The following is a 25,580-nucleotide window of genomic DNA, read 5'->3' as shown; positions in this document are numbered from 1 at the left end:
TCCTGTTGAACCTGTCAGGAGACGACACCCATGCCGCCTCGTTGAAACTGCCGTTCCCTTCTTCGGGAACATGACAAGCAACGGACGCTCGGGAAAAAGAGTTTCAGAAAATTTCAGATTGCCGGGGACAGGCCACGAGTGCCGCAGGGCCTAGAGGTCGCGCGCCTTGCCGAGCGCGATGATCGGGCCGGTTGCCGATCCGGTCGGCGAGCCGCCTGAAGGCTCGACGCTGACGGCGAGCACCGATCCCGGCGCAAATTTTCCGCGCATCGCCGGGGCGATGATAATTTCGCCCTCACCGCTCTGAGGCAGAACGCCAAGGGATATCGCCGGGTTGTCGCCGTTAATGAGCCAGAGTTCCAGCGACTTCTCCTCGGCCTGCCGCGCTGCAACGGGTGTGACGAGGAGATGGCCGGTCCCGCGATCGAAACGGGCGACGAGATCGACGGAGATGCCCTTGCCGGCCATTTCGGCGACAAGCGGCCGGCCGCCCGACGGCGGCGCAAACAGCCCCGCCATCGACGCACCCATCATCGCGACGGCTGCGAGCGAGGCGAGCGCCAGGCCCCGCCAGAGGGCGAGAGATTGCCAGAGACCCGGCCGCGCCGGGGCGGCGGCGGACGGCGCCGTTTCGAACAGCCTGCGCTCGATCGCGGCAAAGATGCGGGCCGGTGGCGCAACGGGATCATAGGCTTCGTCGAAGGTAGAAAGGTTGTTCTGCCAGCGCGTGACCATGGCGGCGAAATTGCGATCCGATGCAAGGCGAGCCTCGACCTTGCGACGGTCGTCGGCAGACAGAACGCCCAGCACATATTCCCCGGCGATCACCTCGTCGCGGCGAAAATCTCCTTTGTCTGGGGTGGACGCTGTCATCGCTCCATGCACTCTCTCAGCTTCAACAGGCTGCGCCTCAACCAGGTTCGCATCGTGTTCAGCGGCACGGCATATATCTCGGCCAGCTCCTGATAGCTCAGACCCTCGACATAGGCGCGCCGCACGGCGTTTGCCCGGTCTTCTTCGAGCTCGCCCATGCACGCATCGATCCGTCTGCCCTCCGCTCTTACCACTGCCGATTTTTCCGGATCGGCAGCAGGATCAGCCAAATCATAGGCTTCGTCAATCGCGTTGGCGACGGGTTTGCGTGCCCGGATGAGATCGATGGCGCGGTTGCGCGCAATCGCGGCCAGCCAGGCCATCGGCGTCGATTGTCCCGCAGAAAAACGCTCGGCGTGCTGCCAGATTCTGACGTAGATTTCCTGCAGCGCCTCTTCCGCTTCGCCCCGGTCCCTGAGAATACGCAGGCAAATGGCGAAAAGTTTCGGGCTGGTCTGTCGGTAGAGTTCGGCAAAGGCCGCTTGGTCCCTCAGCGAAACACGGCCGAGCAGTCCGGAAATTTCCTCGTCGATCATTGCCATCCCGACCCGATGCCTATCTGGCGAAGAACATAGCGCACAAATCAACCTCGGCCAGCACACATCGTCATTGCTGTTTTATGTTGCGCGCCGATCATTCCATCGACGGGAAACATGCGTTACACAGCAGCCGGTATTTTTCGAGGGTCCGCCATGTCCGCCAATGAAAGTGAAATCCAGGCACGCCTGCTCACCCAGGCCCTGCCCTACATGCAGCGCTACGAGAACAAGACGATCGTCGTGAAATATGGCGGCCACGCCATGGGCAATGCCGAACTCGGCCGCGCCTTTGCCAGCGACATCGCCCTGTTGAAGCAGTCGGGCGTCAACCCGATCGTCGTACACGGCGGCGGTCCGCAGATCGGCGCGATGCTGACGAAGATGGGTATCGAATCGAAATTCGAAGGCGGCCTGCGCGTCACCGACGAAAAGACCGTCGAGATCGTCGAGATGGTGCTCGCCGGCTCGATCAACAAGGAGATCGTCGCCCTCATCAACCAGACCGGGGAATGGGCGATCGGCCTCTGCGGCAAGGACGGCAACATGGTCTTTGCCGAAAAGGCCCGCAAGACCATCAAGGATCCGGATAGCAACATCGAGCGCGTGCTCGATCTCGGCTTCGTCGGCGAAGTGGTCGAAGTCGACCGCACGCTGATCGACCTGCTGGCCCGCTCGGAGATGATCCCGGTTATCGCGCCGGTCGCACCCGGCCGCGACGGCCACACCTACAACATCAATGCCGACACCTTCGCCGGAGCCATCGCCGGTGCGCTCAACGCCACGCGCCTGTTGTTCCTGACCGACGTGCCCGGCGTGCTCGACAAGGACGGCAAGTTGATCAAGGAGCTGTCCGTCGCCCAGGCCCGTGCCCTGATCGCCGACGGCACGATCTCCGGCGGCATGATCCCCAAGGTCGAGACCTGCATCGACGCGATCAAGGCCGGCGTGCAGGGTGTTGTCATCCTCAACGGCAAGACCGCCCATTCGGTTCTGCTCGAAATCTTCACCGAGCGCGGTGCGGGCACGCTGATCGTTCCCTGAGCGACAGCAAGCGGGAAGACATAAAAAACGGGACACGGCCCTCGGCTCGTGTCCCGTTTTCATTTTGGCCCATGCTCAGCCTTGATAGACGGCAACGGCGTCCTGCTTCAGCTTTTCCATCATCGTGCGATAAGGGAACGGCCCGTAGCTGATGCGCGCGACCCCGGCTGCTGCCAGCGCCGTCTTCTCCGGCGCGCCCGGCCGCATCATCACGTTGACCGGCAGGCTCGAGGCGGCGCAAACCTTGGCGATCAAATCCGCGTCGACCAGCCAAGGCACGAAGAAGCCGCTGGCACCGGCTTCGGCAAAAGCCTCTCCGCGCGCGATCGCCTCGTCAACGAGGCCGGCGTGGTGGGCCACATCGCTTGCCTGCAGGAACAGGTCGGTGCGGGCATTGATGAAGAACGGCACGCCGCGGCGGTCCGCCATTTCACGGATCGCCCGGATGCGGGCAACCTGCTTTTCGAGCGCATGCACGCCCGATTTTCCAACGACCTGATCCTCGAAATTGATGCCGATGGCGCCGGCGTCGATCAGCTGCGAGACATTGGCCGCCCCCGTTGCCGGATCGTCGGAATAGGCGCCCTCGAAATCGACCGTTACTGGCAATTCGCTGGAGACCACGATCAGCCGGGCAATATCGGTCAGTAGCGCCAGCGGCACCTTCTCGCCATCGCCGAAGCCATGGGCCGCGGCAATCGACCAGCTGCCGGTGGCGAGCGCCCTGGCGCCAGCCTCGGCGACCGCCTTGGCGCTGCCGGCATCCCAGATGTTGTAGAGCACCACCGGATCGCCCTTTTTATGCAGGGCGGCAAAGGCGAGCGCCTTTTCCTTCTGGTTCATTGCGTTTCCTCCACGAACGGGCTTTCAGGTTTCGCTTTCGCCTCGTGCCGCAACAACCACTGTTTCCGCCACAGCCCGCCACCGTAACCCGTGAGCGAACCGTCAGCGCCGAGGCAACGGTGGCAGGGTATGACGATGGCGATCCGGTTGGATCCGTTGGCATGGGCCACGGCACGCGCGGACTGGATCGTAGCGACCTCGCGGGCAATGTCACCATAGGAGCGCGTCCGGCCGGCGGGAATTTTAACAAGCTTCTCCCAGACGTTGCGCTCGAAAGGCGTTCCGCCGGGCGCAAGCGGCGTTTGGAATGCGCCCATATCGCCCGCAAAATAGGCCTTCAACTCGCCTTCAATCCTGTCGATCGGCGCCGTCCTTCCGGGCACGATCGCCGATCGTGTCGCTCGCTTCAGCGCCGTGAGTTCGGTCGGCAAAGCTTTGCGATCATGGAACTCGAGCAGATGCAGATGTGTGGCGTCGCCGATCGCGACCATGGGGCCGATCGGCGTCTCGAGCCAATCGAAGGAGAGCAGCTCCCGTCCCAAAGCGGCGGCCGGCGCGTCGCCGAGCAATCGCTGGAAGGCGGCGCGAAAGCCGCTCGGCGATTCGTAACCGGCTTCGAGCTGGGCGTCGATCACGCGTCCTCCGCCGGCGAGCTGGCGGGCGGCAAGCCCCAGGCGGCGATACCGCGCCAGATCGAGAAAGGTGATGCCGAGATTGCGTTTGAACGCCCGCCGGACAGTCGACGGATCGAGCCCGCGGCGCACGATATCATCCTCGCTCCAGCGCCGCTCAGGCGCTGCTTCCAGCGCCTGCAGCAGCTCTTGAACCAGCGGATCCTTGGCACCGAAGGTGGCGAGCGGCCGACAGCGCTGGCAGGGACGGAACCCCGTTTCCAGGCAGGTGCCGATCGAGCCGACGAAAATCGTGTTTTCCCGCTTCGGCTTGCGGGCTGGGCAAGACAGGCGGCAGAAGACGCCTGTCGTCTTGACGCAGACGAAGGCTGAGCCTTCGTATTCGGTACTTCGCGCCATCAAGGCGTCGTAAAGCGTTTCATCGGAAGGAAGATCGAACAACATGGCGTGGTTCTACCACGACCACGGGGCGAAGAGACGCCGGTTTTCGGGCGTCTATTTTTTTCAGATCGGCCCGTTGTCAGATCAGCACGAGCGTCACGACGCCGAGCACGATCAGCAGGCAGCCGATCAGTTCCAGGCGGTTGATCCACTCGCGGAAGATGAAGAAGGACGAGGCGAAGGTGAACAGCATTTCGACCTGCGCCACCACCTTGACGATTGCCGCCTGCTGCAAGGTCATCGCCATGAACCAGCCGAAGGAGGCGGAGGCGCCGACGAAGCCGACGACGAAGGCCGGCTTCCAGGCAGCCGCAATCAGCTTCAGTTCGCCCGGCTCGCGCGCCACGATCCAGATCAGCATCACCACCGTCTGCAAGAGGATGACGAAGCCGAGCGTGAAGCTTGCCTGCATCATGTAATCGGGTGCCGGCAAGCTGGGTGCCAGTGCCAGCGAGGCCGAGCGATAGGCGACGGCCGAGAGCCCGAAGAACGTTCCCGAGAGAAGGCCGATGCCGGCGGTGCGGCTGAAGACCGACGTGACCAGCGAGCGGGGGCTGAGCGTCGTGCGCGCCACCGAAATCAGCATCACGCCGACGACGGAGATGGCGATCGCAACCAGGGTGCCCTCGCTTGCGCGCTCGCCCAAGAAGATAAGGCCGAACAGAGCGGCCTGCGCCGGCTCCGTGCGCGAATAGGCGGTTCCGACCGCGAAGTTGCGGAAGGAGAAGAGATGAACGAGCAGGAACGTCGCTGCGATCTGCGCGAGGCCACCGATGACGGCCCAGAGGAAAAAGGTGCCGTTCGGCACGGGCAGCGGACGCCCCACCACTTGCCAGAGCACGAACAGGTAAAAAAGCGCAAATGGCAGGCCGAAACCGAAGCGCACGAAGGTCGCGCCCGTCGTGCCCATGACGCCCTTCAGGTGTTTCTGCATGGCGGAACGGACGTTCTGAAGGAACGCCGCAGCGACGGTGATGAGGACCCAGGTTTCCATGGCTGCGAGCTAGCACGCGGGCCCGGACATTGCCAAGGGGCCGCTGCACAGGGCAGTGCGCCTCAGTCTGCCTTTTCCGGTGCGTCCATCAATCCGACCGACGGGCTGATCGCGATGCCCGGCGCCTCGTCCTCGAACGCCTTCACCCGCTGATCGTAATTCGGCGCCAGCGTGCCCAGCACACGATCCCAGAAGGAGAAGTAGTTGGCGTAGTTGTACCTGAACCCGGAATGGTGCTGATCATGGAACGTCGTGCACAACAGCGGCGACGGATAGCGTGCCTTCGATGTGGCGAAATATTCAAAGCCGCAATGGCCGATCATGCCGTTGAAATGTTCGAACAGCCGATGCGCGATGAGGATCGCCGCCGGGAACGGCACGACGAAAACGACGACCGCCGAAAAGCTCTGCAGCAGGAAATTGTCGAAGACATCCTCCGAATAGGTGCTCCAGATCGTCGGCGCGACGCTCCTGTGATGAAGGGCGTGCAGCGGATAAAGCCACCTGGTGTGCAGCAGCCGATGCATGAAATAGAACCAGGCGTCATAGAGGATCATGCAGAGCACGAAGAGCGGCACCGCCCACCACCAGCTGAAACCCCAGGGCGTCGGCGTCCAGCCCTTCTGCTGCGCGTAGAGGCCGATCGTCAAAGGCAGGCAAGCGCTGAACATCGATGCCAGGCTCTGGCGGATTTCCGCCTTGCGCCGCTTGTCGGAACCGCGCCCCTTCTGGATCTTTCGCTCGGGATTGCGGTCGTTGAGCCACGTGATCGCGTAGCCGAAGGCAAAATAGGTCACGACGGTGAAGGTGTAGAATCCGAACAGAAACAGCAGGTAGAACACTTCGTTCGACATTGGCATCCGCGTCCCCGCGCCAAGAACCGTGCGAGGCGGAATTTGCCACGCGCTGGCGGCAATTCAAAGCGCAAATCTATGCGCCAGCATTGCGTGCCGGCGCGCCGGCGCATTATTTTCCCGTTTGCCGCCATCGATCCCCGTGCCATAAGACAGTCATGAAAAAGCTCGATCGCCTGCCGACCCACGACGAATTCGCCCATGTCACCGACTGGGTGTTCGATCTCGACAACACGCTCTATCCGCACCACGTCAATCTGTTCTCGCAGATCGACCGCAACATGACGGCTTATGTTGCAGAGCTTTTGTCGCTGGACCCGGCGGATGCGAAGAAGCTGCAGAAGGATTATTATCGCGATCACGGCACGACGCTCAAAGGCCTGATGATCCACCACGGCATCGACCCGAACGTCTTTCTCGAGATGGCGCATGCGATCGACTACAGCATCGTGCCGCCGGACCCGACGCTGGGCGAAGCGATCAAGGCGCTGCCGGGGCGCAAGTTCATCTTCACCAATGGCAGCGTCGCGCATGCGGAAATGACGGCGCGGCAACTGGGCATTCTCGATCACTTCAACGATATCTTCGATATCGTCGCTGCCGATTTCGTGCCGAAGCCCGCAGGTGAAACCTATGACAAGTTCATGAGCCTGCACCGGGTCGATACCCGCAATGCCGTGATGTTCGAGGACCTGCCGCGCAACCTCCTGGTTCCGAAGACGCTCGGCATGAAGACGGTGCTCCTGGTGCCGCGCAACTTCGAATATGAGTTCGCCGAATCCTGGGAGAAATCCAACGACGAGGACGAGCAGATCGACTACGTCACCGAGGACCTGACCGGCTTCCTCAGGCGCGTCGTCGCCGGCCTCTGACACAATTTGGCCAGGGAAAAACCCCTTTCCCGCCAAAGACTTAAATTACCAAAGTTTAACTGGTGCACGCCGCCCGTCTGCCTATCATTCGCTCAGGGATAACCCTGATCGAAAGGAAGCATGATGCGGAACAGAACCCTGATCCTTGGCGTGACGGCACTCGCCGTCGCCGTTACGGGAATGGCTGCGCCATCGTTTGCCGCCAGAGACAAGCTGACGCCCGAGCAGCGGGCCGAACGCATGATCAAGCGACTGGATACCAACAGCGACACCAAGGTTTCGCTCGACGAGTTCCAGGCGCGCATGACAACGAACTTCAAAACCTTCGACGCCAATGGCGACGGCCAGATCAGCGCCGATGAGATGAAGGCCAAGCGCCAGGCATTCCGCGACGCCCGCAAGGCCTGGCAGGATGCCAAGGCCAAGGAGGGCAAGGAACGCGACACCGCGCTTGCCCAGCTGAAGGAAGCGCGACCGGCCATGCTGCCCGGCATGCGGCCGAAGGCCTTCAAGCGCGTGGACACCGACGGCAACGGATCCCTGAGCGCTGCCGAAGTCGCAAGCGCGTCCGAGAAGATGTTCAAGCGCCGCGACCGGAACGGCGACGGCGTCATCGACGCCGCCGACTTCACCAAAAAGACCGAGACCAAGAAGATCTAACCCGGATGGCGACGCCCTCCTCCGCCCGGTGGCGCGTGTCGCCTGCGTGGCGCCTCCCCCTCGCATCGCGTTCGATCGCAAGGGGGAGGCGTGAAATTCGGATCCTCCCGCAACGACAAGGCCGCGCGCCAGAAATGGCGCGCGGCCTTGTCGATTGGAAAGGCGAAGCTCAGATCCGCCGTGGCGGAGCGTTCTAGCGCCGGCCGTTTGCCATCGGCACCGACTTCGGATCGACGGTCTCGTAGAAGCGCGAAATGATGTCCCAGGCCTCGTCGGCGGTTTCGACGAATTGCACGAGATCGACGTCGTTCGGCGCGATCGTGCCGAATTCGGCGAGCGCCTCGAAGTTGATGATCGAGCGCCAGAACTTTTCCCCGAAGAGAATGAGCGGAACCAGCGCCAGACGGCCGGTCTGCATCAGCGTCATCGTTTCAAACAGTTCGTCCAGCGTGCCGAAACCGCCCGGAAACACCGTTACGGCCTTGGCACGAAGCAGGAAGTGCATCTTGCGGATGGCGAAGTAATGGAAGTTGAACGACAGTTCCGGCGTGACGAACCGGTTCGGCGCCTGTTCGTGCGGCAAAACGATGTTGAGGCCGATCGAGGGCGCGCCGATGTCGTCGGCACCGCGGTTGCCCGCCTCCATCACGCCCGGGCCGCCGCCGGTGACGACCACATATTCCTTGTGGTGCAGCTTGGCGGAATGTTCCGAGACGATCCGCGCGAACTTGCGCGCCTCGTCGTAATAGACCGAGGCGGCTTCGAGGTTCTTGCGCTGGATATCGTTCTTGGCAGCCCAGGCGTCGCCGCCCGGCTCGGGAATGCGCGCGCCGCCGAACATCACCACCGTCGAGTTGATGCCGTGCTCTTCCAGCATCATCTCCGTCTTCAGGAGTTCGAGCTGCAGCCGCACCGGGCGCAGCTCCTCGCGGCAGAGGAAATCGTCATCGATATAGGCAAGGCGATAGGAAGGCGAAGCCGATTGCGGCGTCAGAGGTACCGTCTGAGCCCGTTGCCGGCTCTGCGAGCTATCCGCCAGCGGATCCCAAACCCCATCCTTGCGGCGCAGGTTGCGCTTCTTCATGCGTGCCATGCTATCGTCTTTCCCGTCGCGTTCCGGACAATCGGCATCCCAGACGGACGCGTCCCATCCTGTTTCATCGGTCTTGAATGCTCCTGATGCCGGAGTCGCCCGGGCTTGCCAAGCCCTGCCGGGGCCGGCATGCCGAAAAGCGGTTCAACTTTTCAGGAACCCGCTCCAGGCGCACGCCTTTTCGCCGGCACGGAACGAGCCGCGGCCGCGCCGCGCGTTGCCGGCTAATTTTGTCCTTAAATCGATTCCGATTTGCGGAATTATGCAGTAGAGCTTTGCCAGGATAACCGCCGAACGTAAGGAATTCCGATGACGAACCACGACCTCTCTTCCCTGTCGCACACAATCGACACCGCTTTTGACGACCGCGATTCCGTCAACACCGGAACGCGCGGCGCGGTGCGCGACGCCGTGGAAACGGCGCTGAACCTGCTCGACAGCGGCAAGGTGCGCGTGGCCGAGCGCGGCGCCGACGGCAACTGGACCGTCAATCAGTGGCTGAAGAAGGCCGTGCTTCTGTCCTTCCGCCTCAACCCGATGGAAATCATCCGCGGTGGACCGGGCGAATCCGTCTGGTGGGACAAGGTCGCCTCCAAGTTTGACGGCTGGAGCGTCAACGAGTTCGAGAAGGCCGGCTTCCGCGCCGTGCCGAACTGCGTCGTGCGCCGCTCGGCCTACATCGCGCCGAACGCCATCCTGATGCCGTCCTTCGTCAATCTTGGTGCCTATGTCGGCGAAGGCACGATGGTCGACACCTGGGCGACGGTCGGCTCCTGCGCCCAGATCGGCAAGAACGTGCACCTTTCGGGCGGCGTCGGCATCGGCGGCGTTCTGGAACCGATGCAGGCCGGCCCGACGATCATTGAGGACAATTGCTTCATCGGCGCCCGCTCCGAGGTCGTCGAGGGCTGCATCGTGCGCGAGGGCTCGGTCCTCGGCATGGGCGTCTTCATCGGCAAGTCGACGAAGATCGTCGACCGCGCCACCGGCGAAGTGACCTATGGCGAAGTGCCGCCCTACTCTGTCGTCGTTGCCGGCTCGATGCCGTCAGGCTCGACCATGGGCAACGGCCAGCCGGCGCCGAACCTCTACTGCGCCGTCATCGTCAAGCGCGTCGATGAAAAGACCCGCTCCAAGACCGGCATCAACGAACTGCTTCGAGATTGATGCGATGACACCGGAGGGGCGGCGGTCTGGCATGACCTGGCTGTTCTTCAGCCCCTCCGGTCGCATCACCCGCCTGCCCTTCTTCCTCTCCTGGCTTTTCTGGTTGCTGATCGGCGCCTTCGTCGTCGCGCAGATGTTTGCGAGCGAAAACCACAAGACAGCGCTCGCGCTCTGGACTCTGGCGCTCATCGTCTCCGGCATCGTTTCGACGCTGTCGATCGCGATGCTCGCGATCAAGCGGCTGCACGATATCGGCTATCCCGGACCGCTCGCCCTTTGCCTGTTCATTCCCGTCCTCAGCCCCCTCGTCTTCATCGCTCTCTGCCTCTGGCCGGGCACCGACGGGCCGAACGAATTCGGCCAACGCAGCGATGAACCCGCCGCTTGAGCGGCGCACTGTACATTTCGGGCCCGAACGGGTATGTAGCGCGCCATGAACAGGCCGGCGACAAGATGCTGGCCGCGGCAATCGGCGCCTGATGACGACCTGATCCAAGGTCTTGATCGTTTACCGGCGCGAAAACCGAAATCCGAAAGACGAGAGATGACAGAATTCGAAGGGATCGCGCCAGCGATCGCCGAGGCGTTGGCAAAGCGCGGTTACAACGAGTTGACGCCGGTTCAAAAGGCGATGCGCGATCCCGAGCTTGCGGGCAAGGATGCGCTGGTATCGGCCCAGACCGGCTCCGGCAAGACCGTCGCCTTCGGCCTGGCGCTGGCCCCGACCCTGCTTGGCAACGAGCGCCGCTTCGGCGCCCCCGGCGCGCCGCTGGCGCTCGTCATCGCCCCGACCCGCGAACTGGCGCTGCAGGTCAAGCGCGAGCTCGAATGGCTCTATGGCGAGACCGGCGCGACGATCACGTCGTGCGTCGGCGGCATGGACATGCGTACCGAGAAGCGTGCGCTGGAGCGCGGCGCCCACATCGTCGTCGGCACGCCCGGCCGCCTTTGCGATCACATCCGCCGCAACTCGCTCGACATCTCCTCGCTCAGCGCCATCGTGCTCGACGAGGCCGACGAAATGCTCGACCTCGGCTTCCGCGAGGACCTCGAATTCATCCTCGAGGAATCCCCTGACGATCGCCGCACGCTGATGTTCTCGGCAACCGTGCCGCGCTCGATCGCGACGCTTGCCAAGAACTACCAGCGCGATGCCGTGCGCATCAGCACCGCTTCGGAGCAGAAGCAGCACGTTGACATCGAATATCGCGCGCTGACCGTCGCGTCGAACGACCGCGAGAATGCGATCATCAACGTGCTTCGCTTTTACGAAGCCAAGAACGCCATCGTGTTCTGCTCGACCCGTGCGGCCGTCAACCACCTGACCGCCCGCTTCAACAACCGCGGCTTCTCGGTCGTGGCGCTGTCGGGCGAACTCAGCCAGAACGAGCGCACCCACGCGCTGCAGGCCATGCGCGACGGTCGCGCCCGCGTCTGCATCGCCACCGACGTTGCTGCCCGCGGCATCGACCTGCCCGGACTGGAGCTGGTCATCCACGCCGATCTGCCGACGAACCCGGATACGCTCCTGCACCGCAGTGGCCGCACGGGTCGTGCCGGCCAGAAGGGCGTCAGCGCCCTGATCGTGCCGGTGAGCCAGCGCCGCAAGGCCGAGCGCCTGCTCGAAAATGCCCGCATCACCGCCAACTGGGCCCGTCCGCCGTCGGCCGACGAAGTCAGCCGCCGCGACGACGAGCGCCTTCTTGCCGACACCAGCTTTGCCGAGCCTATCCGCGAGGACGAAGAAGAGATCGTGCGCGCCCTGATCGAACTCCACGGCGCTGAACAGATGGCCGCAGCCTTCGTTCGCCAGTTCCGCTCGGGTCGTTCGGCGCCTGAAGACCTGATCGAAGTCGCCGTCGGCGACAGCCGTGCCAAGCCGCGTCGCGACGAGAAGTCCGGGCCGCGCGAAGACTATGACGCACCGCGCGCCGATTTCAGCGACGGCAGCTGGTTCTCGCTTTCCGTTGGCCGCAAGCAGAGCGCCGAGCCCCGCTGGCTGATCCCGATGCTGTGCCGCCACGGCAAGCTGACCAAGCGCGACATCGGCGCGATCCGCATGCAGCAGGACGAAACCTTCGTCGAGATGACGTCCGACGGCGCCGAGCGCTTCCTGTCGTCGATCGGCAAGGAAGGCATGCTGGAAAAGGGCATCCGGGTCAAGACGCTTCCGGGCGCACCCGACCTTTCGCAGCAGCGCCAGGAAAAGCCGAGCTTCTCGAAGGACAAGCCGAACTTCTCCAAGGACAAGCCCGCCTATTCCAAGGACAAGCCGGCCTTTGCCAAGAAGCGCCCCTATTCCGACGATTCGGCGCGCAGCGACGGCGACTTCAAGCCGAAGCGCAAGTTCGACAAGAAGCCGGCCTACGCCGCCGCCCCGGCCCACACCGACGACAAGCCGCCGGAAAACCGCGAGGCCTGGTCCAAGAAGAAGGCCAAGCCGAACGCCGGCAAGGACGGCGGCTTCAAGCCGAAGCCCAAGGGCAACAACGCCAAGAACCGCCAGAGCTAAGCTCGGCCCAGGCGTATCGCCACAGCCAATCAAAAAGCGCCGCGATCCGATCGCGGCGCTTTTTTTCGTCTCGGCTATCAAGCCTGACCACCTCAGGCTTCGAGGAAGCGAAGGCCTGCGACGGCGACGATGATCATGGCGATGCAGGTAATGCGCATCCATGAGACGGGGTCTCCGAACAGCACGATGCCGAGCACCGTGATGCCGACCGAGCCGATGCCGGTCCAGGCGGCATAGGCCGTGCCAGCCGGCAGGTCGCGCATGGCGATCGTGAGCAGATAGACGCTGCCGAGTGCGGCTGCGATGCCGATCACGCTCGGTACCAGCTTCGTCCAGCCTTCCGCATATTTGAGGGCCAGGCCCATGATGATTTCAATCAGGCTTGCCGCTATCAGGATGATCCATGCCATTGCCGTCTCCATCGAAAACTTTCATCTGGAGAACAATCTGGTAGCATAGGCACCAGAGAGCAATTACGCACCTTTTGGTAACTATGGAAATGTCGACAGACCTGCAGAATGCGCCCGCAGCCTCCGTTCCCGACGTCTTTGATCCGACCTGCTCGTCGCGCCATGCGCTGGAGCTGATCGCCAGCAAATGGGCGATGCTGATCATCTCGGCGCTCGAGCAAGGACCGATGCGCAATGCCGCATTGATGCGCCGCCTCGGCGACGTCTCGCAGAAGATGCTGACCCAGACGCTGAAGGAGCTGGAGCGCAACGGTCTCGTCGTCCGCGAGGACAAGAAGACCGTTCCGCCACATGTGGAATACAGCCTCAGCCCAGTCGGACGGTCGCTCAGCGAGACGCTGCTCGTGCTCGATCGCTGGGCCGAGACGCATTTCGGCGCGCTCGATGCCGCCCGTGACCGCTACGACGCGGAGCGGGGAAAATAGGTTTATTCACCGTCAAGCTGCGACTGGGCGACGACTTTCACCACCCAGTCGGCAAAGACGCGCAGACGGCTGCTCAGGTGCCGGTTGGGCGGATAGACCAGATAGATCGGCATCGGGTCGATCTGCCAGTCCGTGAGCACCGGACGCATGGCGCCAGTCTTGAGGTCTTCGCGCACCATGAAACGCGGCGCCTGAATAACGCCGAGGCCGGCGCGGGCGGCAGCCAGATAGGTGGTCGATTCGTTGGCGGCCACCGCATAGCGGCCATGGACCTCGATCTCTTCCGCACCGCGCTTGAAATAGAACGGCATCTGCTGGCCGGTCTGTGGACGGAAATAGCCGACGACGTAGCAATTCTTCGAAAGGTCGGAGGGGTGTTGCGGCGTCGAGCAGCGATCGAGATAATCTGGTGCGGCGCAGGCGATGAAGCTCATGTCGGAGATGCGGCGGGCAATCAGCGACTGGTCGGTGAGCGCGCCGACGCGGATGGCGCAGTCGACATTCTCCGCAACATAGTCGACGGTGCGGTCGGAAACGCCGAGATCGATCTGGATGTCGGGGTAGCGCTTGTGGAACTCCGGCAGCGCCGGGATGATGACGAGGTTGGCAATGGCGCTGGCCATCTCCACCCGTAGCCGCCCCTTCGGCAGGGTCTGGGCGCTCGAAAGGCTGCCGTCGAGTTCATCGAGATCGGTGACGAGCCGGGCGGCACGCTCGTAGTAAAGCGCACCGTCGGGCGTGACGATAACCCGCCGGGTGGTGCGGTTGAGCAGCTTGGTGCGCAGATGCGCCTCCAATCCCTGGATGAGATTGGTGACTGTTGCCTTCGGCATATTGAGCGAAGCGGAAGCTCGTGTGAAATTGCCGGTTTCGACGACGCGGAGAAATGCGCGCATGGCCGTGAGCTGGTCCATTTTCAATAGCCGTGATTGTTCGAGATAATGAATAGTGTAGTCGGATTGAACTGACTATTCCAGACAGAAGACAATGTTATTCTCCCATCATGGCGGGTTGTCGCCTCATGTGGGATGACCCCGTGGCAAAGGCAAGAGAGATGGGTGAACGCTTCAAACTGGAGACGATGCAGACGGGCCAAGGCTCGTGCCCGGCACGCGTCTATACTGGCGAGACGCTGCTCAATCCGCCGCCGGTCGTACTGCACCTGCACGGTGGCTCCTTCGTCGGCAGCTCGATTGCCGCCGGCGAGCGGGTGGCCAAGGCGCTTGCAGCAGCCGGCGCCGTCGTGATCTCGCCGGAATATTCTTCCGCCTGCCTCAATCCCTTTCCGGCGGCGCTCGACGTCACCTATTCGATGCTGTCCTCGATGCGCGCGCGCTGCCCGCAGTTCGCGCACAAGAAGTCGATGCTGTTCATCGCCGGAGAAGAGGCCGGCGGCAACATCGCGGCCGGCGTGGCGCTGATGGCCCGCGACCAGTTCCTCACCGACCTCAAGGGCCAGATCCTGTTGTCGCCGATGCTCGATCCGTGCCTGGCGACCGCATCGTTTCGCAAATACTGTCCCGAGACCTCCGCGCAATCGATCGCCGAGGGCTGGCAGCGCTACCTCGGCGAATGCGGCGGCTTCACGCACCCCTACGCGGCGCCTGCACATTGCACGCGGCTCGCCGGCCTGGTGCCCGCGCTGATCCTCACCAGCGAGGAATGCCCGATGCGCGACGAGACCGCGGCCTATGCGGACCGGCTTCGCCAGGCGGGCGTCAGCGTTCAGTCCCATATTCTCCCCGGCCGTGCCGGGTGGATACCGCAGAATACCGTGAATGCCGAAACCTGGGCCGCCCAGGAGGAAACGATTACCGGCATCTTTTCCCGCTTCTTTCAACAGGCGGGGGCAAAGCCGACGGAAATGACGGTGCGTTAGCAAGGGACGACAAGGCGATGGGCCTTCCCCCTTTCTGACGACAACAGCAAAAGCGCCGGCTCCCAACCGGCAAGGAGAGAAAAATGACATCGACAGTGACCCGTCGGGCCCTTTGGGGCGCCGGCCTGAGTATCCTATTGTCTACCGCTGGCGGAGCGGCCGTCCTTCTCGGCCTTCCGCAGCATTTCGAAGCGGATGCCGCAACCGAAACGGCAGCGGCAGCGCCGCCGGCCGTTCCGGTTTCGGTGGCCAGGGCCCAGTCGCGCCGCATCACCACCTGGGAAGATTTTTCCGGGCGGCTCGAAGCGATCGAACGGGTCGAGATTCGTCCCCGGGTCGGCGGCGCCATTCTGGAAAGCCACTTCCGCGAAGGCGCGCTGGTGAAGAAGGGTGACCTGCTGCTCACCATCGACCCCGAGCCCTATGCGGCCGCCGTCGACCGGGCAGCGGCGCAGGTCTCTGCGGCCGAGGCGCGCGTCGCCCTTGCCAGGACAGAGCTTGACCGTGGGCGCAAGCTGGTCACCACCAGCGCGATCCCGCAAAGCGGCGTCGACCAGCGCCTCAGCGCCTTCGACGAGGCGCAGGCAAGCGTGCGCTCCGCCAAGGCGGCGTTACGCACCGCCGAGCTTGATCTTCAATACACCGAAGTCAGGGCACCGATCTCCGGCCGCGTCGGCCGATTGGAAGTGACGGCTGGCAACCTCGTTGCCGCCGGTTCGGCCTCGCCGGTCTTGACGACGCTGGTCTCGATCGACCCGATCTATGCCAGCTTCAGCGCCAGCGAAGAGGTGGTGACGACAGCCCTCGCCCGGCTCCAGGCGTCCGCCGGCGGCAGCGCCATCGAACGCATCCCGGTGCAGGTCGGCACGGCTGCCGACGAAGGCACGCCGATCTCGGGCCATATCCAGCTCATCAACAACGAGGTGGATGCGGCGACCGGCACGATCCGCGTTCGCGCAGCGCTTGAAAATGCCGACGGGCGGCTGATCCCGGGCCAGTTCGTGCGCATTCGCATCGGCGAACCGGAGCCGGAAGAAAAGCTCGTCATCAGCGATCGCGCCATCGGCTCCGACCAGGACAAGAAGTTCGTCTTCGTCGTCGGCGCCGACAACAAGGTCGAATACCGCCAGGTGACGCTTGGCCCGAATTCCGACGGGCTGCGCATCGTCGAAAGCGGCCTGAAGACCGGCGAGAACATCGTGGTCAACGGCCTGCAGCGGGTGCGCCCGGGCGTGCTCGTGGCACCGCAGCAGGTGGAAGAAACGACGGCGTCGATCGCCACCAAATAAGACATGACGGCACCCGCGTCGGCCATCACTGACGCGGGATCGGCCGCCCCGACATCACTCTGCAAATCCCGACACGTGGCGAGAGGTCTTGCCGCGACCGCTCAAGGTTTGCCTGAACTCGTCCCAAGGGGGATACGTCAATGAATTTCTCACGCTTCTTCGTCGACCGCCCGGTCTTCGCGGGCGTTCTATCGGTCCTGATTTTCGTGGGCGGCCTGATCGGCATGACCGGTCTGCCGATCTCCGAATATCCCGAAGTCGTACCGCCGCAGATCGTCGTGCGCGCTCAATACCCGGGCGCCAACCCGGCGGTCATCGCCGAAACCGTCGCAACACCGCTGGAAGAACAGGTCAACGGCGTCGAAGGCATGCTTTACATGCAGAGCCAGGCGACCGCCGACGGCCTGATGACGCTGACCGTTACCTTCGAACTCGGCACCGACCCGGACCAGGCCCAACAGCTGATCCAGAACCGGGTCGCGCAGGCGGAGCCGCGCCTGCCGGAGGAAGTGCGCCGTCTCGGCGTCACCACCGTCAAGAGCTCGCCGGACCTGACGCTGGTCGTGCACCTGCTGTCACCCAACGGCCAGTACGACATCAACTATCTGCGCAACTATGGCGTTCTCAACGTCAAGGATCGGCTCGCCCGGATCGAGGGCGTCGGCCAGGTGCAGATCTTCGGTGGCGGCGACTATTCGATGCGCGTCTGGATCGACCCGCAGAAAGCCGCCGAGCGCGGCCTTGCGGCCAGCGATATCGCCAACGCCATCCGGGCGCAGAACGTTCAGGCGGCAGCCGGCGTCATCGGGGCATCGCCATCGGTGCCCGGTCTCGACCTGCAGCTGTCCGTCAACGCGCAGGGCCGCCTGCAGACGCCTGAGGATTTTGCCGACATCGTCGTCAAGTCAGGTACCGGTGGCGAGGTCACCCGCCTCGGTGACGTCGCCCGCGTCGAAATGGGCGCTGCCGACTACTCGCTGCGCTCGCTGCTCGACAACAAGGCCGCGGTCGGCATGGGTGTCTTCCAGGCGCCGGGCTCGAACGCGATCCAGATCTCGGAAAATGTCCACAAGGCGATGGCCGAGCTGAAGCTGACCATGCCAGAAGGCGTCGATTACGAGATCGTCTACGATACCACCCAGTTCGTGCGCGCCTCGATCGAGTCCGTCATTCACACGCTGCTCGAAGCGATCGCGCTCGTCGTCATCGTCGTCATCGTCTTCCTGCAGACCTGGCGCGCCTCGATCATCCCGCTCGTGGCCGTTCCCGTCTCGATCGTCGGCACCTTCGCGGTGATGTACGTGTTCGGCTTCTCGATCAACGCGCTCAGCCTCTTCGGCCTGGTGCTGGCGATCGGCATCGTCGTCGACGACGCCATCGTCGTGGTCGAAAACGTCGAGCGCAACATCGAGCAGGGCCTGTCGCCTGTTCAGGCGACCTACCGCGCGATGCAGGAAGTGTCGGGACCGATCATCGCGATTGCGCTGGTGTTGGTTGCCGTGTTCGTGCCGCTCGCCTTCATCACCGGCCTGACCGGGCAGTTCTACCGCCAGTTCGCGCTGACCATCGCGATCTCGACGGTGATTTCCGCCATCAACTCGTTGACGCTTTCCCCGGCACTCGCAGCCCTTCTCCTTCGCGACCACCACGCGCCGAAGGACTGGCTGACCCGCGCCATGGACAAGGTGTTCGGCTGGTTCTTCCGCGGCTTCAACCGCTTCTTCGGCCGCAGCTCGGAAGCCTATGGCCGCGGCGTCGGCCGGATCCTGTCGCGCAAGTCGCTGATCATGGTCGTCTATGTCATGATGCTCGGCGTCACCTTCGTGCTGTTCCGGGCGGTTCCCGGCGGCTTCGTGCCGGCGCAGGACAAGCAATACCTGATCGGTTTTGCGCAATTGCCTGACGCAGCCACGCTCGACCGCTCGGAAGACGTCATCCGCCGCATGAGCGACATCGCCCTCAAGCATCCGGGCGTCGAAAACGCTATCGCCTTCCCGGGCCTGTCGATCAACGGCTTCACCAACTCGTCGAACTCCGGCATCGTCTTCGTGGCGCTGAAGCCGTTCGAGGAGCGCACCACGCCCGAACTTTCCGGCGGCGCGATCGCCATGCAGCTGAACCAGGAATATGGCGCGATCCAGGATGCCTTCATCGCCATGTTCCCGCCGCCGCCCGTCCAGGGCCTCGGCACCACCGGCGGCTTCAAGCTGCAGATCGAGGACAAGAACGGCCTCGGCTACCAGGCGCTCGACGAGGCGACCAAGGCGTTCCTTGCCAAGGCCTACCAGACGCCGGAGCTTGCCGGCATCTACTCCAGCTTCCAGATCAACGTGCCGCAGCTCTATGCCGACCTCGATCGCGTCAAGGCGCGCCAGCTCGGCGTCGAGGTGACCGACGTGTTCGAGACGCTGCAGATCTATCTGGGTTCGCTCTACGTCAACGACTTCAACGCCTTCGGCCGCACCTACAGCGTTCGCGTCCAGGCGGACGCCAACTACCGCAGCCATGCCGACGATATCGGCAAGCTGAAGGTGCGTTCGCAATCGGGCGAGATGATCCCGTTGTCGGCACTCCTGAAGGTCGAGCAGACGGTCGGCGCCGAGCGGGCAATCCGCTACAACGGCTTCCTGTCGGCCGATATCAACGGCGGTCCGGCACCGGGCTTCTCCTCGGGCCAGGCCCAGGCCGCCATCGAGCGGATCGCCGCCGAAACGCTGCCGCCGGGCATCGCGTTCGAGTGGACCGACCTGACCTACCAGCAGATCCTTGCCGGCAATTCGGGCATGCTCGTCTTCCCGCTGGCGCTGCTGCTGGTCTATCTGGTGCTGGCCGCCCAGTATGAGAGCCTGACCCTGCCGATCGCGATCATCCTGATCGTGCCGATGGGCATCATGGCGGCCCTTGCCGGCGTCTGGCTGACGGGAGGCGACAACAACGTCTTCACCCAGATCGGGCTGATCGTGCTCGTCGGACTATCGGCCAAGAACGCCATCCTGATCGTCGAGTTCGCCCGCGAACTGGAACTGTCCGGCAGCACCGCCGTCCAGGCGGCGATCGAGGCGAGCCGGCTGCGCCTGCGGCCGATCCTGATGACGTCGATGGCCTTCATCATGGGCGTCGTGCCCCTGGTGATCTCCACCGGTGCCGGTGCGGAAATGCGCTCGGCCATGGGGGTCGCGGTGTTTGCCGGCATGATCGGCGTCACTGCCTTCGGCATCTTCATGACGCCGGTGTTCTACGTGCTTATCCGCAAGCTTACCGGCGAGCGGCCCTTGAAGCACGCCGGCGCCCATATCGAAGCACCGCATCTGGCACCCGCAGAATAGGACCTTCGACCTTCCACGGTTCATGCGGGCCGGCCCCATCCCGGCCCGCTGACACTGCGGCGCTGCACCTCCGCCCCCGGTGCAGCGCCGTATTGCATCTCGCGTGACAGCCGCGCGACGATCGGATAAACCAGCACGCTCAATCCCATTGGCCTCAGCGCCACGCAGACGGCATATCGCTACATGACCTCGACTGATCCGATCGCCAATCTCGCCACCCTCATCCGTTGCCCTTCCGTTACCCCTGCCGAAGGCGGCGCGCTCTCAGCGCTCGAAGCCATGCTGGCGCCGCTCGGCTTTGCCGTCGACCGCGTCATGGCGACGGAGGCCGGCACACCCGATATCGAGAACCTCTATGCCCGGCTCGGCGATGACGGCCCGCACCTGATGTTTGCCGGCCATACCGACGTGGTGCCGGTCGGCGACGAAAGCGCGTGGACCCACGGCCCCTTCTCGGCCGACGTCGCCGGCGGCGAGATGTATGGCCGCGGCGCGGTCGACATGAAGGGCGGCATCGCCTGCTTCGTCGCAGCGATTGCCCGCCACATCGAAAAGAATGGGCCGCCAAAGGGCTCGGTTTCCTTCCTGATCACCGGCGACGAGGAAGGTCCTGCCATCAACGGCACGACCAAGCTTCTCGACTGGGCCGCCGCCAGGGGCGAGCGCTGGGATGCCTGCCTTGTCGGCGAACCGACCAATCCCGACCGGCTCGGCGACATGATCAAGATCGGCCGCCGCGGGTCGCTGTCCGGCCGGATCACCGTCAACGGCGTCCAGGGTCACGCGGCCTATCCGCATCTGGCCGACAGCCCGGTGCGCGGCATCCTGCAATTGACCCAGGCGCTGATGGACCCGCCCTTCGACGCCGGCACGGAAAACTTCCAGCCGTCGAACCTCGAGGTGACGACGATCGACGTCGGCAACGGCGCCGTCAACGTCATCCCGGCAAAGGCGAGCGCTGCCTTCAACATCCGTTTCAACGACAGCTGGACAGCCGAAAGCCTGATGGCGGAGATCATCGCCCGCCTCGAGCGCGCCGCTGCGGACGGCGCCTTGCGAAGGGGCCGCGAGCCGGTGCGCTACGAGCTCACCTGGAACGAGCGGCCAAGCCACGTGTTCCTGACGCGCAACAATGCGCTGATCTCATCGCTATCTGGCGCCGTGGAAGCGGTGACCGGAAAACAGCCGAAGCTTTCGACCACCGGCGGCACCTCGGACGCGCGGTTCATCAAGGACTTTTGCCCCGTCGTCGAGTTCGGCCTGGTCGGCCAGACCATGCACATGGTCGACGAGCGCGTCGCCGTTGCCGATCTCGAAACGCTGACGCAGATCTATGAAACCTTCATCTCCAGCTGGTTCGGCCATGCCGCTGCTTGAGGAGGTTCTGTCCTATATCAAGGGCCTCTGGCTGCTGATCCAGGGCAATGGCGAAGGATTTCGCTGGCTCGACTTCAGCGAGAGCGGGCTCTGGCGCTCGTTTGCGGCGATGCTCTGGTGCCTGCCGGCCATCGCCGTCACCTGGGCGTCCTGGCGGCTCTATTACCTCTCGGCGATGCCGTCTGGCACAACCGTCGGCTTCAGCTTCATCCTCAAGCTCCTGATCGTCGACATCGCCAGCTGGCTGCTGCCGCTGGTGCTGATCTTCATGCTGGCGCGCCCGCTCGGCTTTGCCGGCGCGGTCATCCCGGTCGTCGTCACCACCAACTGGCTGGCGGTTCCCTTTTCCTACGCTCTGGCAGTACCGGCGGCGATCCGCCTCACTATTCCAGGAAGCGAGGGCGTGACGGGCTTGCTCGAACTCACCCTGCTCATCGCCAACGTCACGATCCTCTTCCGGCTTCTGCGTTTGGTGACCGGCAATCAGACCCTGCTCGCCTCGACACTGACGGCGCTTTTCCTGTTGCCTTCGTTCATGGTCGGCCGGCTTCTGCTGGGCGTCCTTGGCCTCATGCCGACGTGAAATCACCCGACTGGGGGCCAACGGAACGAAGGTTGTCCGTGCCTCAATAATCGACCTGCATGAAGTACAGCCCTTCGGGCGGCGCCACCGGGCCGCAGGCCTTGCGGTCGCGCGCCTCGAGCGCCGCCTGCAGGTCGTACGGCGTCCATTTGCCTTCCCCGACCAGCTTCAGCGAGCCCGCGAAGGAGCGGATCTGATTGTGCAGGAAGCTCTGGGCGGTGGCACGGATTTCGATCAGGCTTCCGGTGCGGGTCACATCCAGCCGGTCGAGCGTGCGCACGGGGCTTGTCGCCTGGCAATGGACGGAGCGGAAGGTGGTGAAGTCGTGATGGCCGACGAGCCGCTGCGCGCCCTCGTGCATCGCCTCGTGATCGAGCGGCTTCGTCACCCACCAGGCGCGGTTCGCCTCGAGCGCCAGCCGCGACGGCCGGCAAAGGATACGGTAGAGATAGTGGCGGCGCAGCGCCGAAAACCGCGCATCGAAGGCGTCGGTGACCTCTTCGGCCTCAAGGATCGAAACGCCCTCGCCCGCCATGCCGAGATGCGCGTTCAGCGCATTGCGCAGCGTGTGCGGCTTCCATTGGCGCGTCAGGTCTGCATGCGCCACCTGGCCAACGGCGTGGACGCCGGAATCGGTGCGCCCGGCGCCACGGATCGACACCGTTTCGCCGGTCAGCGACAGGATCGCCTTTTCGATCGCACCCTGGACTGAGGCGCCGTTGTCCTGCCGCTGCCAGCCGACATAGTTGGAGCCGTCATATTCAACGGTCAGTCGGAAGCGCGGCATCAGCCGACCCTCGTGCCGGTGGCGATGGGCGTGCCGCGCAGGAAGTCGGCAAGCCCAAGCGCCTTGCCGCCGGCGCGCTGAAGCCGCGTCGGCCGCACTGCACCCTCGCCGCAGGCAATTGTCAGGCTGTCGTCGATAACGGTGCCGGCGGGCCCTTCGCCCGCCACGCGCTCGGAGTTCAGAACCTTGACGCGCTCCGGCTTGCCGGCGATCTCCAGCTCGAACCAGGCGCCCGGAAAGGGCGACAGACCGCGAATGTGGTCATGCACTTGGCGTGCGCTCTTGCTGAAATCGATGCGGGTCTCGGCCTTGCTGATCTTCTGGGCGTAAACGACGCCTTCTTCCGCCTGCTCGGTCAGCGGCAGATCGTCGGCCTCGAGCTTGCCGATCGCTTCCTTCATCAGGCTGGCGCCGACCTGCATCAGCTTGTCGTGCAGTTCACCCGCCGTCATCGTCTCGCCGATCTGCACCGCCTTGGTGAGCGCCACCGGGCCGGTGTCGAGCCCCTTGTCCATCTTCATCACCATCATGCCGGTCTCATGGTCGCCGGCCATGATGGCGCGCTGGATCGGTGCCGCACCGCGCCAGCGCGGCAAGAGCGAAGCGTGGCCGTTGTAGCAACCAAGCCGCGTTCCCGTCAGGATCGCCTCGGGCAGCAGCAGGCCATAGGCAACGACGACGGCGACATCCGCGTCGAATTCGCGAAAGGTCTGGCGGTCGGCTTCGTCCTTGAAGTTGACGGGTGTCAGCACGGGAATGCCGAGCAGCTCGGCCGCCTGATGCACCGGCGACTTCTGCAGGTCGAGCCCCCGACGGCCACCGGGCCGCGGCGGCTGGGTATAGACGGCGACGATCTGGTGGCCGGCGCCGGCAAGTGCAGCGAGCGTCGGCACGGAAAACTCCGGCGTTCCCATGAAGATGATGCGAAGCGACAAGGCGGATACTCCGGCCGTTTGAAATCAGGCCCCTTCAAACGGGTTTCCGCGCCTCAAATCAAGCCCTTCGACGACAAAGCGCCCGGCGGGCGCCCTGTTGGGGGATCAGATCGCCTTTGCGCCGCGGGTCTTGGCGGCCTTGGTGAACCGACGGATCACCATGTCGCGCTTGAGCTTGGAGATGTGGTCGATGAACAGCACGCCGTTCAGGTGGTCGATTTCGTGCTGCAGGCAGGTCGCAAGCAGGCCATCGGCCTTGACGATCTGTTCCTTGCCGTCGCGATCGAGATGCTTGACGGTTACCTCGGCCGGGCGCTCCACCTCGGCATAATAGTCCGGAATGGAGAGGCAGCCTTCCTCATAGACGGAGAAATCGTCGGACGACGCCACGATCTCCGGATTGATGAAGACATGCGGTGTCTTCTCGTCGCCTTCCTTGGAGACGTCGAGCACCAGCATCCGCTTCGCCACGCCGATCTGGATGGCGGCAAGGCCGATGCCGGGGGCATCGTACATGGTTTCGAGCATGTCGTCGGCCAGGCGACGGATGTCGGCGTCGATGGTTTCGATCGGGGTCGAGACCTGGCGCAGGACGGGATCGGGAAGGATGATGAGTGGCTTGATCGTCATAATGCTCCCATAACCGATCTTTCCTTGCGGGCGCAAGAAAATTGGCACGCACGCCACGGGCATCCCGGCAATGTCGATTGCCGTTAACCCCACGCGGCGAATGTTCTTGTTTTGATCTGGCCTTCAAAAGAGAATCTGTTAGGTTTGCTGCATGGAACCTGCGCCCATTTCATTCGACCAACCGGTTTTCTTCGTCGGCACCGTCCCGATGACCGTCGCCCATCTCGGCATGCTGCTCGCGGTGCTGGCGGTGGGTCTGGTCCTGATGTCGCTTTCGCGGCGGCGTCGGGCCGGCGACGACGAGCGCCACGAGCAGATGGCCATGCTTCTTTCGGCGCAAACCGAAATGCAGGGCCGTATCGCGGCGATGGCCGACGTCTTCGGCAGCCGCCAGGCGGAACTGAACCAGACGCTGAGCCAGCGGATCGACGGCATGACGCACCGGATCGGCGCCTCGATCAGCGAGCAGACGAAGGCGACGCATGAGAACCTGCGGCGATTGCAGGAGCGCCTGGCGGTGATCGACACCGCGCAGAACAACATCCAGTCGCTGGCAAAGGACATGGCCGGGTTGCAGGCCATCCTGTCGAACAAGCAGACGCGCGGCGCATTCGGGCAGTCGCGCATGGAGACGATCGTCGCCGACGGCCTGCCGATGGGTGCCTTCGCCTTCCAGACGACGCTGTCGAACGGCGCCCGCCCCGATTGCACCATCCGCATGCCGAACGACCAGCCGCCGCTGGTGATCGATGCAAAGTTTCCGCTGGAAGCCTGGAACGGCATGCGCGACGCGGCGACGCCGGAGCGCCGCCAGCAGATGGCGCAGCTCTTTCGCCGCGACATGGAGGTGCATGTCCGCGATATCGCCGGCAAATACCTGATCCCCGGCGAGACGCAGGAAACGGCATTTCTCTTCGTCCCCTCCGAATCGATCTTCGCGGAGATCCACGAGCATTTCGAGGCGATCGTCCAGAAGGCACACCGCCAGCGGATCGTCATCGTCTCGCCGTCGTTGCTGCTTTTGTCGATCCAGGTGATCCAGTCGATCCTCAGGGATGCCCGCATGCGCGAGCAGGCCCATCTCATCCAGGGTGAAGTGGTGCGGCTGATGGAGGACCTAGCGCGCCTCGACGAGAGGGTGCGCAAATTGCAGGGCCATTTCGCCATGAGCCAGAAGGACGTCGAAGAGATCCTCATCTCCTCAGGCAAGCTTTCGCGCCGCGGCGCCAAGATCGAAGCGCTGGAACTGGAGGCGGAAGGTGCGGCGCGGCCAGACGCCGAACCGCGCCAGGCCGTCGACAATCGTGTCGGGCAATTGCGCCTCAGGGTGGTTGACGAAGACTGACGGTCTCGGGCAC

The 25,580-nt window shown here is 63.8% G+C and carries 25 protein-coding genes; 13 read left to right on the top strand and 12 right to left on the bottom strand.

The genetic code is table 11. The features are described from left to right. Window positions 1-150: 150 nt before the first annotated feature. Window positions 151-873, bottom strand: a complete 723-nt coding sequence (locus tag RTP54_RS01995; RefSeq protein WP_312360534.1) for an anti-sigma factor domain-containing protein — start codon at window positions 871-873, stop codon at window positions 151-153. Beyond that, window positions 870-1,409 (bottom strand): sigma-70 family RNA polymerase sigma factor, encoded by a 540-nt coding sequence (locus RTP54_RS01990; protein ID WP_112809468.1) that lies wholly within the window; start codon window positions 1,407-1,409, stop codon window positions 870-872. The genes RTP54_RS01995 and RTP54_RS01990 overlap by 4 nt, the downstream gene beginning before the upstream one ends. Before the next feature lie 156 nt (window positions 1,410-1,565). On the opposite strand from RTP54_RS01990, the gene argB reads away from it, so the two are divergent. Beyond that, window positions 1,566-2,453, top strand: a complete 888-nt coding sequence (argB, locus tag RTP54_RS01985; RefSeq protein WP_112809057.1) for an acetylglutamate kinase — start codon at window positions 1,566-1,568, stop codon at window positions 2,451-2,453. A gap of 75 nt (window positions 2,454-2,528) precedes the next feature. Here the strand turns inward: argB and RTP54_RS01980 are convergent, their stop codons facing one another. The 4 genes from RTP54_RS01980 to RTP54_RS01965 form a co-directional block, all read right to left on the bottom strand. Further along, window positions 2,529-3,296 carry an isocitrate lyase/phosphoenolpyruvate mutase family protein gene (locus tag RTP54_RS01980; RefSeq protein WP_112816536.1) on the bottom strand — a complete coding sequence of 256 codons (768 nt, stop codon included), beginning with the start codon at window positions 3,294-3,296 and terminating at the stop codon, window positions 2,529-2,531. Then, the gene (locus RTP54_RS01975) at window positions 3,293-4,372 is read right to left on the bottom strand and encodes a trifunctional transcriptional activator/DNA repair protein Ada/methylated-DNA--[protein]-cysteine S-methyltransferase (protein ID WP_312360527.1); all 1,080 of its coding nucleotides are present in this window, start codon (window positions 4,370-4,372) and stop codon (window positions 3,293-3,295) included. Before RTP54_RS01975 ends, RTP54_RS01980 begins: the two co-directional genes overlap by 4 nt. Before the next feature lie 76 nt (window positions 4,373-4,448). Then, window positions 4,449-5,363 carry a DMT family transporter gene (locus tag RTP54_RS01970; protein ID WP_112809059.1) on the bottom strand — a complete coding sequence of 305 codons (915 nt, stop codon included), beginning with the start codon at window positions 5,361-5,363 and terminating at the stop codon, window positions 4,449-4,451. 62 nt (window positions 5,364-5,425) lie between these two features. Next, window positions 5,426-6,223 carry a sterol desaturase family protein gene (locus RTP54_RS01965; RefSeq protein WP_112809060.1) on the bottom strand — a complete coding sequence of 266 codons (798 nt, stop codon included), beginning with the start codon at window positions 6,221-6,223 and terminating at the stop codon, window positions 5,426-5,428. A 152-nt stretch (window positions 6,224-6,375) separates the two neighbouring features. On the opposite strand from RTP54_RS01965, the gene RTP54_RS01960 reads away from it, so the two are divergent. Further along, complete coding sequence (locus tag RTP54_RS01960; RefSeq protein WP_312360524.1) at window positions 6,376-7,089, top strand: pyrimidine 5'-nucleotidase; 714 nt, start codon at window positions 6,376-6,378, stop codon at window positions 7,087-7,089. Window positions 7,090-7,212: 123 nt separating this feature from the next. Continuing rightward, window positions 7,213-7,749, top strand: a complete 537-nt coding sequence (locus tag RTP54_RS01955; RefSeq protein WP_162704282.1) for an EF-hand domain-containing protein — start codon at window positions 7,213-7,215, stop codon at window positions 7,747-7,749. A gap of 193 nt (window positions 7,750-7,942) precedes the next feature. On the opposite strand, the gene RTP54_RS01950 is transcribed toward RTP54_RS01955, so the two are convergent. Further along, a complete protein-coding gene (locus tag RTP54_RS01950) occupies window positions 7,943-8,842 on the bottom strand; it encodes an LOG family protein (protein ID WP_112809063.1) in 900 nt (299 codons plus the stop codon). 309 nt (window positions 8,843-9,151) lie between these two features. On the opposite strand from RTP54_RS01950, the gene dapD reads away from it, so the two are divergent. From dapD to RTP54_RS01935, 3 genes are all read left to right on the top strand, one after another. Then, window positions 9,152-10,009 carry a 2,3,4,5-tetrahydropyridine-2,6-dicarboxylate N-succinyltransferase gene (dapD, locus tag RTP54_RS01945; RefSeq protein ID WP_112809064.1) on the top strand — a complete coding sequence of 286 codons (858 nt, stop codon included), beginning with the start codon at window positions 9,152-9,154 and terminating at the stop codon, window positions 10,007-10,009. Window positions 10,010-10,013: 4 nt separating this feature from the next. After that, complete coding sequence (locus RTP54_RS01940) at window positions 10,014-10,397, top strand: DUF805 domain-containing protein (protein WP_312360515.1); 384 nt, start codon at window positions 10,014-10,016, stop codon at window positions 10,395-10,397. Window positions 10,398-10,553: 156 nt separating this feature from the next. Next, entirely contained in the window at window positions 10,554-12,521 is a 1,968-nt protein-coding gene (locus RTP54_RS01935) for a DEAD/DEAH box helicase (RefSeq protein WP_312360512.1), read from the top strand. Between the two features lie 92 nt (window positions 12,522-12,613). Here the strand turns inward: RTP54_RS01935 and RTP54_RS01930 are convergent, their stop codons facing one another. After that, window positions 12,614-12,931: a DMT family transporter gene (locus tag RTP54_RS01930; RefSeq protein ID WP_053248943.1), complete on the bottom strand. Its 318-nt coding sequence runs from the start codon at window positions 12,929-12,931 to the stop codon at window positions 12,614-12,616. A gap of 89 nt (window positions 12,932-13,020) precedes the next feature. On the opposite strand from RTP54_RS01930, the gene RTP54_RS01925 reads away from it, so the two are divergent. Next, entirely contained in the window at window positions 13,021-13,416 is a 396-nt protein-coding gene (locus RTP54_RS01925; RefSeq protein WP_112809470.1) for a winged helix-turn-helix transcriptional regulator, read from the top strand. 2 nt (window positions 13,417-13,418) lie between these two features. Here the strand turns inward: RTP54_RS01925 and RTP54_RS01920 are convergent, their stop codons facing one another. After that, the gene (locus RTP54_RS01920) at window positions 13,419-14,330 is read right to left on the bottom strand and encodes a LysR family transcriptional regulator (protein WP_112809067.1); all 912 of its coding nucleotides are present in this window, start codon (window positions 14,328-14,330) and stop codon (window positions 13,419-13,421) included. Between the two features lie 140 nt (window positions 14,331-14,470). On the opposite strand from RTP54_RS01920, the gene RTP54_RS01915 reads away from it, so the two are divergent. From RTP54_RS01915 to RTP54_RS01895, 5 genes are all read left to right on the top strand, one after another. Beyond that, the gene (locus tag RTP54_RS01915; protein ID WP_312363130.1) at window positions 14,471-15,295 is read left to right on the top strand and encodes an alpha/beta hydrolase; all 825 of its coding nucleotides are present in this window, start codon (window positions 14,471-14,473) and stop codon (window positions 15,293-15,295) included. A gap of 83 nt (window positions 15,296-15,378) precedes the next feature. Beyond that, a complete protein-coding gene (locus RTP54_RS01910; protein WP_312360504.1) occupies window positions 15,379-16,584 on the top strand; it encodes an efflux RND transporter periplasmic adaptor subunit in 1,206 nt (401 codons plus the stop codon). 140 nt (window positions 16,585-16,724) lie between these two features. Beyond that, the gene (locus RTP54_RS01905) at window positions 16,725-19,910 is read left to right on the top strand and encodes an efflux RND transporter permease subunit (protein WP_112816528.1); all 3,186 of its coding nucleotides are present in this window, start codon (window positions 16,725-16,727) and stop codon (window positions 19,908-19,910) included. Between the two features lie 183 nt (window positions 19,911-20,093). Next, entirely contained in the window at window positions 20,094-21,287 is a 1,194-nt protein-coding gene (gene dapE, locus RTP54_RS01900) for a succinyl-diaminopimelate desuccinylase (RefSeq protein ID WP_312360501.1), read from the top strand. Continuing rightward, window positions 21,274-21,870 carry a hypothetical protein gene (locus RTP54_RS01895; protein WP_112809072.1) on the top strand — a complete coding sequence of 199 codons (597 nt, stop codon included), beginning with the start codon at window positions 21,274-21,276 and terminating at the stop codon, window positions 21,868-21,870. The genes dapE and RTP54_RS01895 overlap by 14 nt, the downstream gene beginning before the upstream one ends. Before the next feature lie 43 nt (window positions 21,871-21,913). Here the strand turns inward: RTP54_RS01895 and truA are convergent, their stop codons facing one another. From truA to def, 3 genes are all read right to left on the bottom strand, one after another. Continuing rightward, window positions 21,914-22,657, bottom strand: coding sequence for a tRNA pseudouridine(38-40) synthase TruA (truA, locus tag RTP54_RS01890; protein ID WP_312360497.1), 744 nt, complete (start codon window positions 22,655-22,657; stop codon window positions 21,914-21,916). Further along, window positions 22,657-23,592 carry a methionyl-tRNA formyltransferase gene (fmt, locus tag RTP54_RS01885; protein ID WP_112832769.1) on the bottom strand — a complete coding sequence of 312 codons (936 nt, stop codon included), beginning with the start codon at window positions 23,590-23,592 and terminating at the stop codon, window positions 22,657-22,659. Before fmt ends, truA begins: the two co-directional genes overlap by 1 nt. A 105-nt stretch (window positions 23,593-23,697) precedes the next feature. Next, on the bottom strand, window positions 23,698-24,222 hold the full coding sequence (gene def / locus RTP54_RS01880) for a peptide deformylase (protein WP_112816523.1): 525 nt from the start codon (window positions 24,220-24,222) through the stop codon (window positions 23,698-23,700). Window positions 24,223-24,373: 151 nt separating this feature from the next. Between def and RTP54_RS01875 the strand changes: the two genes are divergently transcribed. Next, complete coding sequence (locus RTP54_RS01875; protein WP_312360491.1) at window positions 24,374-25,567, top strand: DNA recombination protein RmuC; 1,194 nt, start codon at window positions 24,374-24,376, stop codon at window positions 25,565-25,567. The last annotated feature ends 13 nt before the right edge of the window (window positions 25,568-25,580 follow it).

Origin of the sequence: Ensifer sp., from assembly GCF_031989085.1 — a bacterium.
Taxonomy (GTDB): Bacteria; Pseudomonadota; Alphaproteobacteria; order Rhizobiales; family Rhizobiaceae; genus Ensifer.
Note: the sequence above shows the minus strand (reverse complement) of the source record. Positions and strands in the feature narration are given on the sequence as shown.

Bases quoted from the DNA above. Each gene is read 5' to 3' on its own strand.
- RTP54_RS01995 (WP_312360534.1), bottom strand. From the start codon at position 873: ATGACAGCGTCCACCCCAGACAAAGGAGATTTTCGCCGCGACGAGGTG.
- RTP54_RS01990 (WP_112809468.1), bottom strand. From the start codon at position 1,409: ATGATCGACGAGGAAATTTCCGGACTGCTCGGCCGTGTTTCGCTGAGG.
- argB (WP_112809057.1), top strand. From the start codon at position 1,566: ATGTCCGCCAATGAAAGTGAAATCCAGGCACGCCTGCTCACCCAGGCC.
- RTP54_RS01980 (WP_112816536.1), bottom strand. From the start codon at position 3,296: ATGAACCAGAAGGAAAAGGCGCTCGCCTTTGCCGCCCTGCATAAAAAG.
- RTP54_RS01975 (WP_312360527.1), bottom strand. From the start codon at position 4,372: ATGTTGTTCGATCTTCCTTCCGATGAAACGCTTTACGACGCCTTGATG.
- RTP54_RS01970 (WP_112809059.1), bottom strand. From the start codon at position 5,363: ATGGAAACCTGGGTCCTCATCACCGTCGCTGCGGCGTTCCTTCAGAAC.
- RTP54_RS01965 (WP_112809060.1), bottom strand. From the start codon at position 6,223: ATGCCAATGTCGAACGAAGTGTTCTACCTGCTGTTTCTGTTCGGATTC.
- RTP54_RS01960 (WP_312360524.1), top strand. From the start codon at position 6,376: ATGAAAAAGCTCGATCGCCTGCCGACCCACGACGAATTCGCCCATGTC.
- RTP54_RS01955 (WP_162704282.1), top strand. From the start codon at position 7,213: ATGCGGAACAGAACCCTGATCCTTGGCGTGACGGCACTCGCCGTCGCC.
- RTP54_RS01950 (WP_112809063.1), bottom strand. From the start codon at position 8,842: ATGGCACGCATGAAGAAGCGCAACCTGCGCCGCAAGGATGGGGTTTGG.
- dapD (WP_112809064.1), top strand. From the start codon at position 9,152: ATGACGAACCACGACCTCTCTTCCCTGTCGCACACAATCGACACCGCT.
- RTP54_RS01940 (WP_312360515.1), top strand. From the start codon at position 10,014: ATGACACCGGAGGGGCGGCGGTCTGGCATGACCTGGCTGTTCTTCAGC.
- RTP54_RS01935 (WP_312360512.1), top strand. From the start codon at position 10,554: ATGACAGAATTCGAAGGGATCGCGCCAGCGATCGCCGAGGCGTTGGCA.
- RTP54_RS01930 (WP_053248943.1), bottom strand. From the start codon at position 12,931: ATGGCATGGATCATCCTGATAGCGGCAAGCCTGATTGAAATCATCATG.
- RTP54_RS01925 (WP_112809470.1), top strand. From the start codon at position 13,021: ATGTCGACAGACCTGCAGAATGCGCCCGCAGCCTCCGTTCCCGACGTC.
- RTP54_RS01920 (WP_112809067.1), bottom strand. From the start codon at position 14,330: ATGGACCAGCTCACGGCCATGCGCGCATTTCTCCGCGTCGTCGAAACC.
- RTP54_RS01915 (WP_312363130.1), top strand. From the start codon at position 14,471: ATGGGTGAACGCTTCAAACTGGAGACGATGCAGACGGGCCAAGGCTCG.
- RTP54_RS01910 (WP_312360504.1), top strand. From the start codon at position 15,379: ATGACATCGACAGTGACCCGTCGGGCCCTTTGGGGCGCCGGCCTGAGT.
- RTP54_RS01905 (WP_112816528.1), top strand. From the start codon at position 16,725: ATGAATTTCTCACGCTTCTTCGTCGACCGCCCGGTCTTCGCGGGCGTT.
- dapE (WP_312360501.1), top strand. From the start codon at position 20,094: ATGACCTCGACTGATCCGATCGCCAATCTCGCCACCCTCATCCGTTGC.
- RTP54_RS01895 (WP_112809072.1), top strand. From the start codon at position 21,274: ATGCCGCTGCTTGAGGAGGTTCTGTCCTATATCAAGGGCCTCTGGCTG.
- truA (WP_312360497.1), bottom strand. From the start codon at position 22,657: ATGCCGCGCTTCCGACTGACCGTTGAATATGACGGCTCCAACTATGTC.
- def (WP_112816523.1), bottom strand. From the start codon at position 24,222: ATGACGATCAAGCCACTCATCATCCTTCCCGATCCCGTCCTGCGCCAG.
- RTP54_RS01875 (WP_312360491.1), top strand. From the start codon at position 24,374: ATGGAACCTGCGCCCATTTCATTCGACCAACCGGTTTTCTTCGTCGGC.